At 42.3% G+C, this 17,639-nt stretch carries 13 protein-coding genes; 6 read left to right on the top strand and 7 right to left on the bottom strand.

The features are described 5' to 3' along the window. Positions 1–777, top strand: coding sequence for a DUF5131 family protein (locus tag ACE3JL_RS07140; RefSeq protein ID WP_375329167.1), 777 nt, complete (start codon positions 1–3; stop codon positions 775–777). Here the strand turns inward: ACE3JL_RS07140 and ACE3JL_RS07135 are convergent. Both ACE3JL_RS07135 and chlP read right to left on the bottom strand, forming a co-directional pair. Next, the gene (locus ACE3JL_RS07135) at positions 767–1,888 is read right to left on the bottom strand and encodes a three-Cys-motif partner protein TcmP (RefSeq protein WP_375329166.1); all 1,122 of its coding nucleotides are present in this window, start codon (positions 1,886–1,888) and stop codon (positions 767–769) included. The genes ACE3JL_RS07140 and ACE3JL_RS07135 overlap by 11 nt on opposite strands. 322 nt (positions 1,889–2,210) lie before the next feature. Further along, positions 2,211–3,428, bottom strand: coding sequence for a geranylgeranyl reductase (chlP, locus tag ACE3JL_RS07130; RefSeq protein ID WP_002735532.1), 1,218 nt, complete (start codon positions 3,426–3,428; stop codon positions 2,211–2,213). Between the two features lie 309 nt (positions 3,429–3,737). Here chlP and ACE3JL_RS07125 point away from each other — a divergent pair, with 309 nt between their 5' ends. The 3 genes from ACE3JL_RS07125 to ACE3JL_RS07115 all read left to right on the top strand — a co-directional run bounded on the left by ACE3JL_RS07125 (position 3,738) and on the right by ACE3JL_RS07115 (position 8,951). Next, positions 3,738–5,318, top strand: coding sequence for a photosystem II high light acclimation radical SAM protein (locus tag ACE3JL_RS07125; RefSeq protein ID WP_271989175.1), 1,581 nt, complete (start codon positions 3,738–3,740; stop codon positions 5,316–5,318). Positions 5,319–5,360: 42 nt separating this feature from the next. Beyond that, on the top strand, positions 5,361–6,890 hold the full coding sequence (locus tag ACE3JL_RS07120) for a hypothetical protein (protein WP_375329165.1): 1,530 nt from the start codon (positions 5,361–5,363) through the stop codon (positions 6,888–6,890). A 180-nt stretch (positions 6,891–7,070) separates the two neighbouring features. Continuing rightward, positions 7,071–8,951 (top strand): DNA-directed RNA polymerase subunit gamma, encoded by a 1,881-nt coding sequence (locus ACE3JL_RS07115; RefSeq protein WP_271989172.1) that lies wholly within the window; start codon positions 7,071–7,073, stop codon positions 8,949–8,951. 40 nt (positions 8,952–8,991) lie between these two features. Here the strand turns inward: ACE3JL_RS07115 and ACE3JL_RS07110 are convergent, their stop codons facing one another. The 4 genes from ACE3JL_RS07110 to ileS form a co-directional block, all read right to left on the bottom strand. Further along, positions 8,992–9,408: a RidA family protein gene (locus ACE3JL_RS07110; protein WP_002762767.1), complete on the bottom strand. Its 417-nt coding sequence runs from the start codon at positions 9,406–9,408 to the stop codon at positions 8,992–8,994. A gap of 115 nt (positions 9,409–9,523) precedes the next feature. Beyond that, positions 9,524–11,290, bottom strand: a complete 1,767-nt coding sequence (locus tag ACE3JL_RS07105; RefSeq protein WP_375329164.1) for a DNA methyltransferase — start codon at positions 11,288–11,290, stop codon at positions 9,524–9,526. After that, positions 11,274–12,374 carry a restriction endonuclease gene (locus ACE3JL_RS07100; protein ID WP_375329163.1) on the bottom strand — a complete coding sequence of 367 codons (1,101 nt, stop codon included), beginning with the start codon at positions 12,372–12,374 and terminating at the stop codon, positions 11,274–11,276. The genes ACE3JL_RS07105 and ACE3JL_RS07100 overlap by 17 nt, the downstream gene beginning before the upstream one ends. 22 nt (positions 12,375–12,396) lie before the next feature. Next, on the bottom strand, positions 12,397–15,255 hold the full coding sequence (gene ileS, locus ACE3JL_RS07095) for an isoleucine--tRNA ligase (protein ID WP_271989600.1): 2,859 nt from the start codon (positions 15,253–15,255) through the stop codon (positions 12,397–12,399). Positions 15,256–15,464: 209 nt separating this feature from the next. Here ileS and ACE3JL_RS07090 point away from each other — a divergent pair, with 209 nt between their 5' ends. Then, entirely contained in the window at positions 15,465–15,980 is a 516-nt protein-coding gene (locus ACE3JL_RS07090; RefSeq protein WP_375329162.1) for a Uma2 family endonuclease, read from the top strand. A gap of 451 nt (positions 15,981–16,431) precedes the next feature. Here ACE3JL_RS07090 and ACE3JL_RS07085 read toward each other — a convergent pair whose 3' ends face one another. Further along, on the bottom strand, positions 16,432–16,653 hold the full coding sequence (locus ACE3JL_RS07085) for a hypothetical protein (protein WP_150976335.1): 222 nt from the start codon (positions 16,651–16,653) through the stop codon (positions 16,432–16,434). 139 nt (positions 16,654–16,792) lie between these two features. Between ACE3JL_RS07085 and ACE3JL_RS07080 the strand changes: the two genes are divergently transcribed. Next, positions 16,793–17,599 carry a TlyA family RNA methyltransferase gene (locus ACE3JL_RS07080; RefSeq protein WP_271989603.1) on the top strand — a complete coding sequence of 269 codons (807 nt, stop codon included), beginning with the start codon at positions 16,793–16,795 and terminating at the stop codon, positions 17,597–17,599. The last annotated feature ends 40 nt before the right edge of the window (positions 17,600–17,639 follow it).

Below are 17,639 nucleotides of genomic sequence, written 5' to 3'. Positions count from 1 at the left end.
ATGTCTAGTATAAACACTGGTATTGAGTGGACTGATAAAACGTGGAATCCAACAACCGGGTGCGATAAAATTAGCACTGGCTGTCTGCATTGTTATGCCGAAGCTATTACACAGCGTTTTCCCAAAAACTTTCCCAATGGATTCAGCTTAACTTTGCATCCAGAAAGATTGGAAGAACCCTTACGTTGGCGCACTCCCAGTCGAGTTTTTGTCAACTCAATGAGTGACCTTTTTCATGATGATGTGCCTCTCGACTTTATCAGACAAGTTTTCTCAGTTATTCATTCAACACCTTGGCATATATATCAGATTTTAACAAAGCGACAAAGCCGTTTAGGTGATTTAGCGTCTAAATTAGATTTTCCAGAAAACATTTGGCTAGGTGTATCTGTCGAGAACCAAAACCACATAGATCGGATTGAATATCTTCGGACAGTTCCTGTTTCAGTGCGTTTCATTTCATGTGAGCCACTTTTAGGACCCCTAGAACTTAATTTAACTGGCATTGATTGGGTTATTGTCGGCGGAGAATCCGGGCAAAAACATCGCCAGATGAAACTTGACTGGGCAAGGGATATCCGCAATCAATGTCAAAATTCAGGGGTAGCATTTTTTTTCAAACAAGTTGGGGGAAGGACACCGAAAGCAGGGGGTAGATTACTTGATGATAAAATCTGGGACGAGATGCCTAATGCCTGGAATCAGCATATCCAAAAATGGGGAAGTGTCCCACTTAAATCAGCGAGGCGTTCAGAAAAATTAGAGCTTATTGCTTAACTGGAAATGTAACCTTTAAACCATCCGCAAACGTTCCTTTTCGCCGTTTTTTGTCCTCGGGTGAATGTACTGTGATTTTTTCTTGAGATTCAAGATTGCTAAGGGCAGTTTTGTAATTCTTTTTAATGTACGGTTTTCCCGGATGATGCTGGTCGTAAATCTCTGCCATCGTCATAGTTTTACCTGAAAAATTGTCCAACAACATAGATTCCAGTTGATCGAGAGGACGGGTTAGCTCAAAGAGTAATGGTTGTTGAAGAGTTGCAGGATTATACTCAAAAGATGGTACGCCCTGGGTCTGTTCAGAACTCTCTTTAGCCATTATCTCTTTCATAATTTCATAGCCTTTAGGATGCTTGCTTACAAAAATTAGGTGATGGCTAGTACGATTTCCCATTTCATGTCTGAAACGAAATGGAAGAACATATTTACCCCCCATTTCTTTCAAGGCTTCACAGATATATTCTACAACGGTTAACTCACGCTCTTGTGGAGTAAGTGTAAATGTTTTCAATCGTTTGCGGAGTTGATCTGCTCCTACTTGTCCGAATAGCGCATTTATGTGTTCTTTGACTGCATCATTATTTAAACCCATGTTGATGCGATTGTAATTGAAGAAGAAGATGCAATCACAACCCCAATCTTTGACGACCGAATTAACAAGTTGAAGAGATAGCCCCTTGTAACCCCAAGGATCAACAAAAAATAAAGTGGGAACTAATTTCATGCTTTGGAAGGTTTTAACTATGTCCTCTCCCACCTCGTATTTTGATATTTGAGGGCGGTATTTTAAATTTTCTATGCCCGGAATTGAATCTATAGCTTGTTGAAGAGAATTAACATTTTCGACATCGGCATCGTTAAAGATCGATACCAACATATTTCGCATATCTGGATCGGCGATGGCAGTTTCTAGAACCTTTACTGGGGTTGATTTTGAGCCATCTTTATATCGTCCTGCACCAGCAAAAAGGTCAACATAAGCGATTTTCTGGTTTGAAGACGATCCCTTCTTAACTTTTGAAATTATAACTTTTGCCCAAGCCCAGAAATATTTCTCAACAATCCTAGCTTTGATCAAGGACTGTTCTTTTTGCTCAGCAATTCTCATTTTGAAACGATTTTGCGTTGTTTCAGCGATCTAGAGATTCGTTAAGAATTATTAACCCCTCTGGGTGCAAGGGTTTTAATGTCATGAAACCTTAAAATGAGAATTGCTGCTTTTTGCTCATTGAAGAAGGAATTTTCAGTCATAAGCTATATCAATAGTTACGATGCCGAAGGCGCTAGGTAGCAGCAAGTCGCTCTCGTCGGATGCGTTAATCAAATGTAACATACCTTATTTTTGTTTCAATTAGAGAAGACAGGAAGAAACAACCCAAAAGAAAACCCAACCACCGCCGGAGATTGGGTTTTCTGGTTATCAATTGATTTTAAGGGGCTAAAGCGTTACCGCGCAGAAGAGAACCGATAGTTTTAGCAGTAATCTTCATCTGTACGAGAGGATTAGCGGGAACAACGGTTTTATAGAGATAACTGTCAAAAGTCATCTTTTGTACGTCCTTATCGGAACACATTTCCACAAAAGCTTCCCGGGTGGCATCGGTACGGTAGAAAACCCGTTGCAGGATATCTAATACCAGATAGGTCATACCGTATTTCTTATCCCAACGCTTGAGGTAGAGTTTTAACTCGTCCTCTGTGGGAATACGTTGGCCACCGTTGGTGACTTCGACAATGGTTTCCGCACACATCCGCGCTGATTTAGCGGCGAAATAGATGCCCTCTCCCGAAGACTTAGTAACGGTTCCCGCAGCATCTCCCACCAGTGCCACGCGACCAACTACACGACGAGGACGGGGATGTTCGGGGATGGGGTGAGCCTCCACGCGGATGATTTCGCCACCTTCCAGACGACGGGCCGCGCGAGCGCGAATACCAGCCTGTAGGTCTTTAATCATGGCTTTATTGACCTTCATTGTGCCAGTACCGACGGCGACGTGATCGTATTTGGGGAATACCCAAGCGTAGAAGTCGGGGGATACGTCTTTTCCTACATACATTTCCGCCAGGTCTTCGTAGTAGGCCATTTTATCTTGGGGAAGACGGATGCGTTCTTGGAAAGCGATCGCATAGTTGTAATCCCCGGCATCAATAGCTTTGGCAATGCGAGAATTAGCACCGTCCGCACCGATAACCACGTCCACCTTCAGAGATTTCATTTCCCCTTGGGAATTACCGTGGGAGTGATCGGCGTAGTGTAGGGTATAGGGATCGGTGCTATTGGTGGGAATGTCGAGACCGTAAACGGTTCCGTTGATCAAATGCGCCCCTAATTTATGGGCGCGTTCTCTCATAAAACCGTCGAGGACTTCCCGACGACACATACCAATATATTCGTCTTGATTATCGAGATTAATATCGACTTCGACGTTAGAGGGGGAGATCATTTTCATTTTTCTCACCCGGCGATCGATAATTTCAGGAGGTAGGTCAAATTCGCTCACCATACAGAGAGGAATCGCTCCACCACAGGGTTTAGCATTATCTAATTTGCGTTCAAATAAATAGGTTTCAATGCCTGCTTTAGCTAATGTTTCTGCCGCCGAAGAACCGGCCGGCCCTGAACCCACAACAGCGACTCTTAACACTCAGGTTTTCTCCTACATACTATACGAGCGAGTACGCCTTGCAGTGTACCACAGGGGTTTAGCCGAAAGGAACGAGATTCTCCGATTCTGCCCGATCTTGCAACAGTGCTTAACATCCTCTGTTACAAAAGTTTATCTTATCCCACATTCCGCACCCTAGGTGTCACAAAGTCTCAAAAAAAAAAGGGGGTAAGTCAAAATACTTATGAATGTAAGTCTAGACGGTTATCACCTCTCCCAGACAAGCCAGACAAAGTTAAGTTATATTAAGATCACTCAGAATGCGTCCTCGTCTCATTCAGAAATCTCATGACTCAACCGCAAGCGCAACGCATCCTCTACGTTAGACTCCCCTGTAACCCTATTTTCCCCATCGGTGTTGTTTATCTTTCCGACCACGTTCATAAACTATTCCCCGACATCGAACAAAGGATTTTTGACCTTGGGACTGTCCCCCCCTTAGACTTTAACCAGACCCTCGATCGCTGTGTTGACGAATTTCGGCCCACCCTGCTAGTATTCTCCTGGCGGGATATTCAAATATATGCTCCCGTCGGTGGTCGCGGTGGTAATCCCCTACAAAACGCCTTTGAATTTTACTACGCCAAAAACCCCCTAATCAAGCTGCGCGGTGCTTTAGGAGGTTTAAAGGTGACAACCGCCTACTACGGTGAATTATGGCGCAATCAGGGACTAATTCGCCGCGGGTTGCAGCGGGCCAGAAAATACCATCCCGAAGCGCGAGTTATCGTCGGGGGTGGTGCCGTCAGTGTTTTCTACGAACAACTAAAAACCAAACTGCCCATAGGAACAATTGTATCAGTGGGAGAAGGGGAAACCCTGCTAGAAAAATTCCTCTCCGGCCGGGACTTTAACGATGAACGTTGTTATGTAGTCGGAGAAACCACACCCAGGCCGCGTTTAATCCACGAATCCCCCACCCCCTTAGAAAAATCCGCTTGTAACTACGACTACATCGCCAGTATTTGGCCGGAATTTTCCTACTATTTCCAAGAAAACGACTTTTATATCGGGGTACAAACTAAGCGCGGCTGTCCCCATAACTGCTGCTACTGCATCTATACCGTCGTTGAAGGCAAACAAGTACGCATTAATCCCGCAGATGAAGTAGTTAAGGAAATGCGCCAATTATACGACCGCGGCATTCGCAATTTTTGGTTTACCGATGCCCAATTTATCCCCACCAGAAAATTTATCAATGATGTGGAAGAACTATTAGAAAAAGTCCTCGATGCTGGGATGAAAGATATCCGTTGGGCTGCCTATATTCGTGCCGATAATCTTACTCCGAAACTGTGCGATTTAATGGTAAAAACAGGCATGAACTACTTTGAAATTGGCATCACCAGTGGTTCTCAGGAATTAGTCCGAAAAATGCGTATGGGCTATAATTTGCGGACAGTTTTGCAAAATTGTCGAGACTTAAAAGCGGCGGGTTTTAATGATCTAGTTTCGGTAAATTATTCCTTTAATGTCATTGATGAAACCCTAGAAACTATTCGTCAAACTATCACCTATCATCGGGAATTAGAAAATATTTTTGGAGTCGATAAAGTGGAACCAGCTATCTTTTTTATTGGACTACAACCCCACACACATCTAGAAGAATACGCCTTCAAAAAAGAGATTATTAAACCCAGCTATGATCCCATGAGTTTAATGCCCTGGACAGCCAAAAAATTGCTCTGGAATCCTGAACCTTTGGGGTCATTCTTTGGCGAAGTTTGTCTGCAAGCATGGCGACAAAATCCCGATGATTTTGGACGGGAAGTGCTGAAAATTTTAGAAGCAAGACTAGGGAAGGCCGATCTAGAATCCGCTTTAACCGCACCGATAGAAACTAAGGGAAAAGTCTTAACTCCTGCTTAAAAATTCATTTTAGTCAATCCCAAGGCAGCAATTAGCGTTACCATGAGTCTGAAATCAGGAGATGATCAAAATCCCTTTACCGGTAACTGCAAAATGACCGACCATCGCCCCCATTGGCTAGAATTAGCGGAATATATCGCCCTAGGATTAACCCTGCTTACCCTTATGGCCATGGGTGCGGGGTTTTTGCCTTTGTTCCTCCTAGTCGTGACTTTCGGGTTGAATATTCTCAATCGTCTCCGAGAAAGAACTAGGCAACTTCAACGCTTAACCGAGATAACTGGTAATTTACAGAGTCAGTGGGAAGAAGAAAAAGAAGCTTTATCGGCCCAAATACAGTCCCTCGATCCCGCAGCGGCCAGGGGTAATGATCGTGCGGTCGCAACGCGCTCGCTACGCGAGATCGCAGAATTAGAGGAAAATATTCTCGCCCTCGAACAGTCCTACAATCAAATTATTCAATATATCAACCGTAACGGCCTGCTCGAACGCATCGAACATCTGGAAAAATCCTACAGTCGCTTACAAAGAGAAATTTTGCCGATTAAGGAAGAATCGGCGGATATTAACCCCATAAAAGCGGAAAATGAGCCACAAATCACCCTACCTACCCTTAATTTAACTCCCACTTCCCCCCCTATCCCCCATTGGCACTATTATCGCCGTCTGAGCGCCCATCGGGAAATGATTACAGCGATCGCAATTACCGAGGATCAACGGTTTTTAATTAGCGTTAGTTGGGATCGTACCCTAAAAATCTGGGATTTTGCCACAGGAACCCTGATTAATACGATTGAAGCTCATGATCAGGGCATTTTAGCCCTAGCAGTGACCGGAAACGGCGATTATCATCTAGCGACGGGAGGATTCGATCAAACCGTTAAATTATGGACTTTAGCCAGCGATGGCAGTAGTCTGGAATTAAATCAAATTTTCCTCGGTCATCTCGGTTCGATTCATGGCCTGGATTTTGCCCCCCGTTGGCATTTTTTGGTGAGCGGTAGTTACGATCAAACCCTAAAACAGTGGAATTTAGAGCAGGAAAACGAAGAATTTAGCTCCTATGACAGTCTAGGGGCAATTTATGCCCTAGCAGTGGCTCCTAATCAAGATTTTATCGCCGCAGCTGGAGGTGATGGCACTGTCACCCTCTGGCAATTGGGATCGGGAGCAAAAATCGCCGTCCTATCCGGTAACGTTTCTTCGGTGCAGAGTCTGGCGATCGCTGCCGATAGTCAGATTATTGCCGCCGGTTGTGTGGATGGGACGGTGAAAATCTGGCAATACGACCCGGAGAAAAGCGGTCATTTTGCGCCAATTCGGGTGATCAATGCCCATAATGGTCAGGTGACAAGCTTGGTATTTGCAGAGGAGGGTCAGTGGTTATTTACCGGGGGAACCGACGGAGAGATTAAAATCTGGTTAGCCAATTCTCAACAGGCGATCGCAACTCTTAGCACCGACAATGGGCGATCGTCACCGATCTCCAGTTTAGTTCTCAGCCCCGATTATTGTCACCTAGCAGCGGCTGCGGCCGACGGTAGCATCATCATCTGGGAAAATATCACTTAATGGTCGATCGAACTGGAAAAATTGTATAATGTAATGTCCCGGACTCGATCGGGCCAGTTTGACCCCAAGAAAAAGTGACTGAGTTAACCGTCGTTTCTGCCTAATAGTTGTCATCGGGGCATCGAGAACGCGCGAGCGATCGCTTATCCCAGAATCATTACCCATAGTAAAAAATTCAGAATGAAGACTCCAACAGATCAAAGATTTGATTACGTCAAAATCGGTTTAGCGTCCCCCGAAAGAATTCGGCAATGGGGAGAAAGAAACCTGCCTAACGGTCAAGTCGTCGGAGAAGTAACCAAACCAGAAACGATCAACTATCGGACTCTCAAACCGGAAATGGATGGGTTATTCTGCGAGAAAATTTTTGGCCCCTCGAAGGACTGGGAATGTTGGTGCGGTAAATACAAACGCGTCCGTCACCGGGGAATTGTCTGTGAACGTTGCGGGGTGGAAGTCACCGAGTCCCGGGTACGTCGTCATCGCATGGGTTTTATCAAACTGGCTGCCCCCGTCACCCACGTTTGGTATCTCAAAGGTATTCCCAGTTATCTCAGTATCCTGCTCGATATGCCCCTGCGGGACGTGGAGCAAATCGTCTATTTTAATGCCTATGTGGTTCTCGATCCGGGCAATGCCGGCAATCTTAGTTATAAACAACTCCTCAGCGAAGATCAATGGTTAGAGATCGAAGAAGAAATCTACGCGGAGGATTCGGAATTAGTCGGTATTGAAGTGGGTATCGGGGCCGAGGCTATCCAAAGACTCTTACAGGAAATTAACCTGGAAGAAGAAGCGGAAAGACTGCGGACGGAAATTGTCGAAAGTAAAGGGCAAAAACGGGCAAAATTAATTAAACGTCTCCGGGTAATCGATAACTTTGTCGCCACGGGTTCTCAGGCAGAATGGATGGTTTTAACCGTAATTCCCGTGATTCCCCCCGATTTACGCCCGATGGTGCAGTTGGACGGCGGCCGTTTTGCCACCTCTGACCTGAACGATCTCTACCGTCGGGTGATTAACCGCAATAACCGTTTATCCCGTCTGCAAGAAATTCTCGCTCCCGAAATTATCGTCCGCAACGAAAAACGGATGTTACAGGAGGCCGTCGATGCTTTAATTGATAACGGTCGTCGCGGTCGCACGGTGGTGGGGGCCAATAATCGCGCCCTGAAGTCTTTATCGGATATTATCGAGGGTAAACAGGGGCGTTTCCGTCAAAATCTCCTCGGCAAACGGGTGGACTATTCGGGACGTTCGGTTATCGTTGTCGGTCCGAAATTGAAGATCTATCAATGCGGTTTACCCCGGGAAATGGCGATCGAATTGTTCCAACCCTTCGTTATCCATCGTTTAATTAAATTAGGCATCGTCAATAATATCAAGGCAGCCAAGAAAATGATCCAACGGGGGGATGCTAATGTTTGGCACGTCTTGGATGAAGTAATCACGGGACACCCGGTGATGTTAAATCGCGCCCCTACCCTGCACCGTTTGGGCATTCAAGCGTTTGAACCGATCCTAGTGGAGGGCCGGGCGATTCAGTTACATCCCCTCGTCTGTCCCGCTTTTAACGCTGACTTTGACGGGGACCAAATGGCCGTACATATTCCCCTCTCCCTGGAAGCACAATCGGAAGCGCGATTGTTGATGTTAGCTTGTCATAATATTCTCTCACCGGCGACCGGTCGCCCGATTGTTGCCCCTTCTCAGGATATGGTTTTGGGTTGTTATTATCTCACGGCCGAAAATCCCAAGGCCCAAAAGGGTGGGGGTCGTTATTTCGCCAGCATGGATGACGCTATTCGCTCTTTTGATCAGGGATTGGTGGATCTGCACGCTTCTGTGTGGTTGCGTTTACCGGTGGGAGAAAAGGTGAAAACCAATAAACCCGATGAGGAAGTCCTGGAAACGGAAACTCTCCCCGATGGCAGCATCTGGAAATATTATCGGGAACGCAAAACCCGCGAGAAGGATGGTCAGATAATTGCTCAGTATGTGCGTACTACAGTGGGGCGAATTATCTACAATAAGACGATTCTAGAAGCTTTGGTGGTCTAGAGAGAGATTAGGTTAGGGTGGGCATTGCCCACCTTAATTTTTAGGCTAAAGCGGCAATACATTCTATTTCCACTAGGACATCTTTGGGAAGACGGGCCACTTCCACACAGGCCCGGGCTGGGGCGGTTTCCGGGGGGAAATAACGGGCATAAACTTGATTCATCGCCCCGAAATTGGCTAAATCCGAGAGAAAAACGGTAGTTTTCACCACATTTGACCAATTAGCCCCAGCAGCGGTTAAAATGCCCTCTAGATTGGCCATAACTTGTTCGGTTTGGGCGCTAATTTCCCCGGAGACGATTTCACCCGTGACGGGATCTAGGGGAATTTGTCCCGCAACAAAGAGAAAAGGACCAGGAGCGGCGATCGCTTGATTATAGGGACCCACAGGGGCTGGAGCTTTATCAGTACGGATGACCTGATTATTCATGGGCAGGATAGTTAAAAAAGATGACATTGAATTAATTGAATATTTTCCCAGTTTTTCGATCGCTTGTAGTTAATTTTCACCGGTTAGGGGGTTTAATTTTGACTAAGCGATCGTTTGAGAAATAAGTCAACATTATCAAGAATCACTCAAATGGTAGCTCAAGCTGCTTAAAGTTTGGGTAGTTATCTATGTCCTTGTTTTCTTGCATACCCTTATCACCGACAGCACCACAAACTTCTCCCCAATCAGCAAAATATTCGTCAAAGTATCTGAAAGGATATTGGCTGTACTTTTCTATATCTTCTCTGGTTGGTTTTCGTCCTATTTTTACCGCTATATCTCTCACTTCTAGCTGTAAAGTTTTTTTAGAAACATCATATTTTTGTTTTTTAATACGATTAACTCTACTATTTTTAGCCTTAGGAATAATATCTCTTTTAGAAAATGGATCAACACCATTTTCTAACTCTATATGTCTTTGTTCAGCTAAAGAATGATACTGCTCAGAAATTTCAATGCCAATGTATCGTCTGTTCATGATAGAGGCAACCAGAGTAGTTGTACCAGAGCCATTAAAGGGGTCTAATACCAAATCATTTTCCTCGGTAAATATAGTGAGAATACGTTTCATTAGTGTTGGAGGTAGTTGACATGGGTGATCTACACGTTTTGAATTATGCTTTAGTCTATGAATGTCCCACCATATATTAGTTAACGGTTCTCTATCTACTGTTTTATCTTTATTTCTTTTTTTGATACATTGCTCTCTAATACAATACCATTCTTTTAAAGAAAAATTATAATCATAAATACTTTCATTACTAATTTTTTTAATTTCTGGTTCACCTTTGCCTAGGCACAAAATACCATAATGTGAAGGCATTATTTGTCTTACAGGAAGACTAAGACTTTCCCAAACTATCCAATTTTGAAATTCTAAAACTCCTTGGCTAAATTCATAGTATTTAGCCAAGTATATAGGAATATTGAGGAGTGCTAGAGTTTTTCCATTCTTTAATACTCTAGCCAGTTCATTGACCCATTCAATACACCACTTTATGTATTGATTATTATCCTGACAATCATTCCATATATCATATTTTTTTTGGATATTGTAAGGAGGATCGGCAAAAACAAAATCTATTGAATTATTGGGTAATAATCGTAGATAATTTAAGCAATCATCATTAATTAGTAGATTGCTTTTAATCAAATTAATTGGCTGTTTGTATATGACATTATTAGTTGTATTTTCTAGAGGTTTTATTTTTTGATTATTGTCGATGGTGGCAAAATAATTTTGTAGATCTATATAGTACACAAATTGATATGGTTCTAACCCAAAAAGATCCTTTATTCTTTCAAGAATATCTTGAGGTATTTTTTGATGAGAATAACTTATGTCCCTCCACACATCTGACATTAATGTTCCCAATGGACTATATAAATGTTTTTTACCTCCATAATCTTTTGTCGTTTTATTACAGGAGGGACAATAAGAATACTGAATTAAAGTTTTATTATGCTTTAAAGGTGAACGGTATTTAGTAAACATCGTCAAAGATACATGGTTGTCTAACATATAGCTCTCATCCATTAATGCTTGACTTCTTTTGATAGCAACCCATAGCTTAAAATATGTAGATTTTTCTAAAAACGATATGACTTGACAGGCAATTTCTGCATTGGACAATATACACAATACACTTTTATCATCTAATTCATTTGCAAAACTAATTAAGTAATCTTTAAGATTAGATATTTCTTTAATTTTACATTGTTTAATAGTCGGAAGATGAAGAAAATAGACATTAGAGTTTTTGCCTATATTTTGATAATTATCTTCTAACGCAGAGGGCTGTATTTCAATAACTTTTAGTGGTAGACAATTTTCACTTTTGTGGCTCATTTTTAATTGAATCCTCCATAGTTTTAGCTAAACGCTTAAGATCATTTTCACTAAAGTTAACAACACAGTCACTAAAATCAATTAAGTCTTGTATAAAAGAACTTCTGTCAAAATTTCCCGCTCCATCAACTACATAAGCAACCTTATGGTGCTGTCTGTTTAAAATTTCTCGTCTATCTCTAGCCAATTTTCCTTTCCTTTCTACAACACTGTTAGTAGTAAATTGAAATGATACTTCAATACCCCAGTAAGGTGGTCGATCATGAGGTGGTATTCCCACTATATCAAATTTGGTTAGTGTTCTACCCTCATTTTGACTTATTCCTGGTATAGATTTTCTAGAAAAATCCCACTCAGGTAAATATACTTTCAATTTTTCTCTAATGTATTCTTGAGCAAGCTGACCCATTTTATTCGATTTTGCTCCCCCAGTAATTTTACTAACCCAGATGTAACGATGCTTAATATATTCTTCCAGAAGTCTAATGTTACCTATCATAGCACCAATAATACATTTTTCTTCTATTTCATCAGGAACATTTATAGAGGTTGCCAAACCACCGAACATTATTAGCATAATAACATCTCGGATTTCTTGGCTAAGAGAACAAGGTTTTAATATTCCCTCCCCGTCTAATCCCAAATTTTTATTATTCCATGTAGCTCTATTTTTCAAAGAAACAAACTGGTATTGATAAATTTTGTCTCGAAATATAAACTCAAAATCTTTAGAATAAAAATCCCTAGAAAGTTCTGAAGAGAATCTTTTTAAATTTTCTCCACCAATATCAGATAGAACACAGAGATGTTTTAAAAATAGATTAGGATAAAGTTCATCACATAAATCTAAGGCTGTTATCCATGAGAAGGGATCTTTAGATGCTATTCGTAATATACTGATAAAACTTTCTTGAGTTCGTATTAGTAAGGGAATTATACTAGATAGTTTTTCTTTTTCTGCTAATTCAACTGGCCAATATATCAAGGCAGTTTTCTTAAGATCGCTAACATTCATATTTTTCTTGGTCTTTAATTTCCATAAGTTTAAGTTTGTAGAAGCAACTAAGGGTACTTTATTAGACAATAAAGCACCCTTTTAGTTTAGCTTAGAACTCTCCTTTTAAAGCGGCATTACAGCGCTCGCAAATAGTGGGATCATCGGCAAATTTTCCCACTTGAGTGGAATAATTCCAACAGCGATCGCATTTTTCGCCGTCTGCTTTGACAATTCCCACCGAAACAAAGTCCGATTCTCCCTTATATTCTGCGGTTTGAATCGCGCTAATATCACTAACTAATTCCACTTGAGAAGAGAGAAATAGATAACGCAATTCATCGACTTTATTCCCAGTTAAACTATCACAATTGTTGAATAATTCTAACTCCTGTTGTAAGGTTTCATCGGGAACATAAAGTAAAACTTTTGCCTCTAAAGAAGCACCGATCGCTTTATCATTTCTGGCAGTTTCCATCACCTTATTAACTTCGGTGCGTAGCTGCCGGAATTTCGCCCATTTATCGGCCAATTCGCGATTATTCCAAGCATGATCGATGTTTAGCCATCCTGACTCAAATACTGATAAATAAGGAGTTTTGTAGGGGAGAAATTGCCAGATATCTTCCGCTAGATGAGACAGGACAGGAGCGATCGCTTTAGCAAGATTTTCTAAAGCAATAGCATAGACTGTTTGACAACTGCGACGACGGAAAGAATTAGGGTCAGAAATGTATAAACGATCCTTAGCGATGTCAATATAAAAGTTAGATAAATCGACAACACAAAAATTCTGTACCGTCTGGAAAAATCGGAAAAATTGGAAACTTTCAAAAGCTGCCGTAACTTCCGTAAACACCTCCGAGATACGATGTAACATATAGCGATCGATCTCCGGTAGATCTTCATAAGCTACCGCATCTTTAACGGGATCAAAATCATTTAAACTCCCCAGTAAAAACCTGGCAGTGTTACGGATTTTATTACGGATATCTACCAACTGTTTAAGAATATTTTGGCCGATATTCACATCATTGGTATAGTCCACTGAGGACACCCATAACCGAATCACATCCACCCCATAAGCGGGTTCTTTTTTCTGGTCTTTACCACCATTAATGATCACATTAGGATCGATGACATTACCCAGAGATTTACTCATTTTTCGTCCCTGTTCATCCAAAACAAAACCGTGAGTTAACACCGTTTTATAGGGAGCAATACCATTAGCAGCGACACTGGTTAATAAACTCGATTGAAACCATCCCCGATGCTGATCCGATCCTTCTAGATACATATCCGCAGGATAACTTAATTCTGGTCGAGCATTAGCCACCGCATTCCAACTAGAACCAGAATCAAACCACACATCCATAGTATCCATTCCCTTGCGATAACTGCGACCATTATCGCGATAACTGGGAGGTAACAATTCCTCTACCGATAACTCCCACCAAGCATTAGAACCCTTGACTGCGAAGATAGCTTGAACGTGATTAATCGTCTCCTCCGTTAACAGCGGTTCATTCGTTTCTTCGTCATAAAAAACAGGAATAGGAACCCCCCAACTGCGCTGACGAGAGATACACCAATCGCTTCTTTCACTCACCATAGAAGTGATGCGATTCTTACCCGTTGCAGGAATCCAACGCACCGAATCAATTGCTTCTAAAGCTAATTCCCGGAATCCTTCCACGGAAGCAAACCATTGTTCTGTTGCGCGGAAAATTGTCGGTTTTTTGGTTCTCCAATCGTAGGGATATTTATGCTGATATGCTTCTTCTTTGAGTAAGGCCCCCTTTTCTGTCAGTGCTAAAATTATTGCTTCATTAGCATCTTTCAAGACATTTAAACCCGCAAATTGTCCCGCTTCTGCGGTGAAATTTCCCTTATCATCCACGGGAGAAAGTATCGGTAAACCGTAACGTTGGCCGACGATATAATCCTCCTGACCATGGCCGGGGGCCGTATGAACTAATCCGGTACCGGAATCAGTGGTGACATAATCCCCACCGATGAGAATAGCACTTTCTCTGTCAAACAAAGGATGACGATATTTAGTATGTTCTAATTCCAGACCTTTAACCGTTGCTTTAATCGTCAAAGTTGTGTTAAAAGTGTCGGCCAATTTTTCGACTAAATCCGTCGCTACGATTAGATAATTAGACTCGCTAGTTTCCACCACTGAATAGTTTAATTCTGGGTTCAATGCGACGGCCAAATTCCCGGGTAAAGTCCAGGGGGTAGTCGTCCAGATAGCGACGGATAAATTAGGCAAAAATGGCGTTAAAACCGGGGTTGAAACTGACGTAATTGGAAAAGCAACATAGACACTGCGGGAAGTGTGACCTTCGGGATATTCTAATTCGGCCTCAGCTAAAGCGGTTTGAGAACTAGGACTCCAGTGAACCGGTTTTAGTCCCCGATAAATATAACCTTTTAGGGCCATTTTTCCGAATACGGCAATTTGAGCGGCCTCGTATTCGGGTTTTAGGGTTAAATAGGGATTTTCCCAGTCTCCCCAGACTCCATACCTTTTGAAACCTTCACACTGTTCTTTTTGCGTTTGAAGGGCAAAATCGTGGGCTTTCTGACGTAATTTCAAAGGGGTTAGACCCTCTTTTTCCGAGCTTTTGAGACTTTGTAAAACCTTCAGTTCAATCGGCAACCCGTGACAATCCCAACCCGGCACATAGCGCACTTTGTAGCCTTGCAGCAGTTTATATTTATTGATAATGTCTTTGAGAATTTTATTTAAAGCATGACCGATATGCAGAGATCCGTTAGCGTAGGGAGGACCATCGTGGAGAATAAATAATTCTTTGGGGTTATTTTGCGCTAATTTCTCGTATATTTGCTCATCTTGCCAGAATTTCTGCATTTCTGGCTCACGTTTGCTGGCATTTGCTCGCATATCAAAGTCAGTTTGAGGCAAATTAACGGTATCTTTGTAACTTTTAGCGTTGGACATTCTGGCAAACCTATGGATATCAATCGTTTTCGGCATTCATTCCTAAATAACGTCCCTTTGAGAGTCGTTATCTCTATCCTGTCACATAACTGTAATACAAATGTTACAAGTGACAATCATTGATCTATAAGTCTAGCGAGATTGAGTCCAAGAGCGATGATTCCCACAGGCGATAATTTAGTTATTCGAGAATAGGGAGCATGAGGAGCATGGTGACGAATCCTAATTTTTTTTATGTCTCTCCAGAAGTGTATCTAGAAAGGGAAAGAGTCAGTCCGATTAAGCACGAGTACCGAAAAGGACGGATTTATGCGATGGTAGGGGATAAAAAGCCGCATATTGTCTTAAATACAAATCTAGCTACCTTATTGAGTATCCATCTCGATGATAGTCCCTGTCTTGTTCTCACTTCCGATATCAAAGTTCGGTTAGAGGAAGCAAATTGTTATTATTATCCCGATATTGCCGCGGTTTGTGACGAGAGAGAGATTAACAATACCGATGATTTTATTCTCTATCCCGTTCTGATTATTGAAGTATTATCGCAATCGACGGAATCCTTTGATAGGGGTGATAAATTTAGCGATTATCAAACCTGTCCCACCTTAAAAGAATATATTCTTATTCATCAAAACCAGATGAAAATTGAGGCTCTTCGTTACTTGTTATGGTTCGATGGGGGGCATAAATCGACTAAATCCTTATCTGGCAACAGACTTAATTGATTAGTTCGCTCTAGAGCAAAAATAATTAACAAAAATCGCTAAATGCCTTTCTATATAAGGGTTGCATCCCTTATAAACCCCGTCCATGGCATAACAAAAACCGAAGAGCCAAAATTGAATGTCACCGTCGCAAGGATTCCGGAGTTTGACAAGAACAGATCTATGAAGTGGGGGATGGGGTAGAATTTACCAGTGTAGGATTCCGGGGATCGATCGCTTCTATCTATCGGAAAGTCCCCAGTTTGGTACAACTGCAATCTTTTTTTGACTTTACTAGGGGTTGCAGAGCTTATCAGTGAATTTGTCAATCCCGATCATATTGTTTTAGCACCTCGAACAACTTTAGTGCAAAAATTAGTACAAAAAAGAAGGACAACAGTAAAGGGATTGGGGAAGGTTCGACTAATCCAAGAATAAGCGGTTTAAATGCGTCCTAGCTTAGTAACGTCAACTATAACCCCAAACGCTGCTTTTGACGGGCTTTATAGGAAGCTAACAGCCAAATAGAGCCGGAAATCAAAGAAGGAGCAAGGACGAAAAAAGTGGCCATGGTTACGGGATGTTCCCGGGCCCACACCCAATAGATCATCACGACAAAAATTAAGCCACAGTAAGCTAGTCCTAGAAAGGGGATGCCAATGACCAAAACAGCGAATCGAGTGTCTTTATCCATAAAATATCGGAATGGCAGCGAAAATTTAGCTGATGGGTTCCGCTTGTCCCTATCTTTACTTATAATCTTCCTTCTGGGATTGCTTGGGGAAAAATAAGGTATTTTTTAGAATTAGCCGGTGATTATTGGGAGGCCTTCCTTGCCGAAACAAAGATTAGATATATTATTAGTAGCCAAAAATCTCTGTGATTCCCGTCAACAGGCACAGCGATTAATTCGCGCTGGAGAGGTGAAAGTCAATCATCAAATCATCGATAAACCGGCCACAGAAATCGATCCAGAAGCGGCGATCGAGATTAAGCAGAAACTGCCCTATTTGTCAAGGGGGGGCGAAAAATTAGCCAAGGCCTTAGAATTGTTTGCCATCGATGTCAGCGATCGAATTTGTTTAGATGGAGGCATTTCCACAGGGGGATTTACCGATTGTCTCTTGCAAAAAGGAGCAAAACGGGTTTATGGGATTGATGTGGGTTATGGACAAGTAGCCTGGAGTTTACGGCAGGATCAACGAGTTATTTTACTAGAAAGAACTAATTTTCGCTATTTAACCTCAGAAAAGTTATACAAACAGGAAAAACCCGCCGATTTAGCAGTTATGGATCTGTCTTTTATTTCCCTGACCAAAGTTTTGCCGACCCTGTGGACGCTATTAAATCCACCGCGAGAGGCGATTTTATTGGTCAAACCCCAATTCGAGGTGGGACGAGAAAAAGTCGGGAAAAAAGGGGTAGTTCGCGACCACCAAGACCAAGCATCGGCAATTTTTCAGGTTTTACAGGCCGCAGAAGTCTTAGGATGGTTCTATCGGGGTTTAACTTCGTCCCCCATTACCGGACCTGCGGGTAATGTCGAGTATCTTCTCTGGTTATCCACCGATACTGGCCCAGTTAGTCCCAGTTTAACAGCGATCGCAGAAATCACCCAAGCAGCGATCGAACAGTTTTAACCCCAGTGTTTTTTCAAGGATATGGGGTGTGGGGAGATGT

This window comes from Microcystis sp. BLCC-F210, assembly GCF_042134685.1.
GTDB lineage: Bacteria > Cyanobacteriota > Cyanobacteriia > Cyanobacteriales > Microcystaceae > Microcystis > Microcystis aeruginosa_D.
The sequence above is the reverse complement of the archived record's forward strand: the minus strand, read 5'-3'. Positions and strand labels throughout refer to the sequence as shown.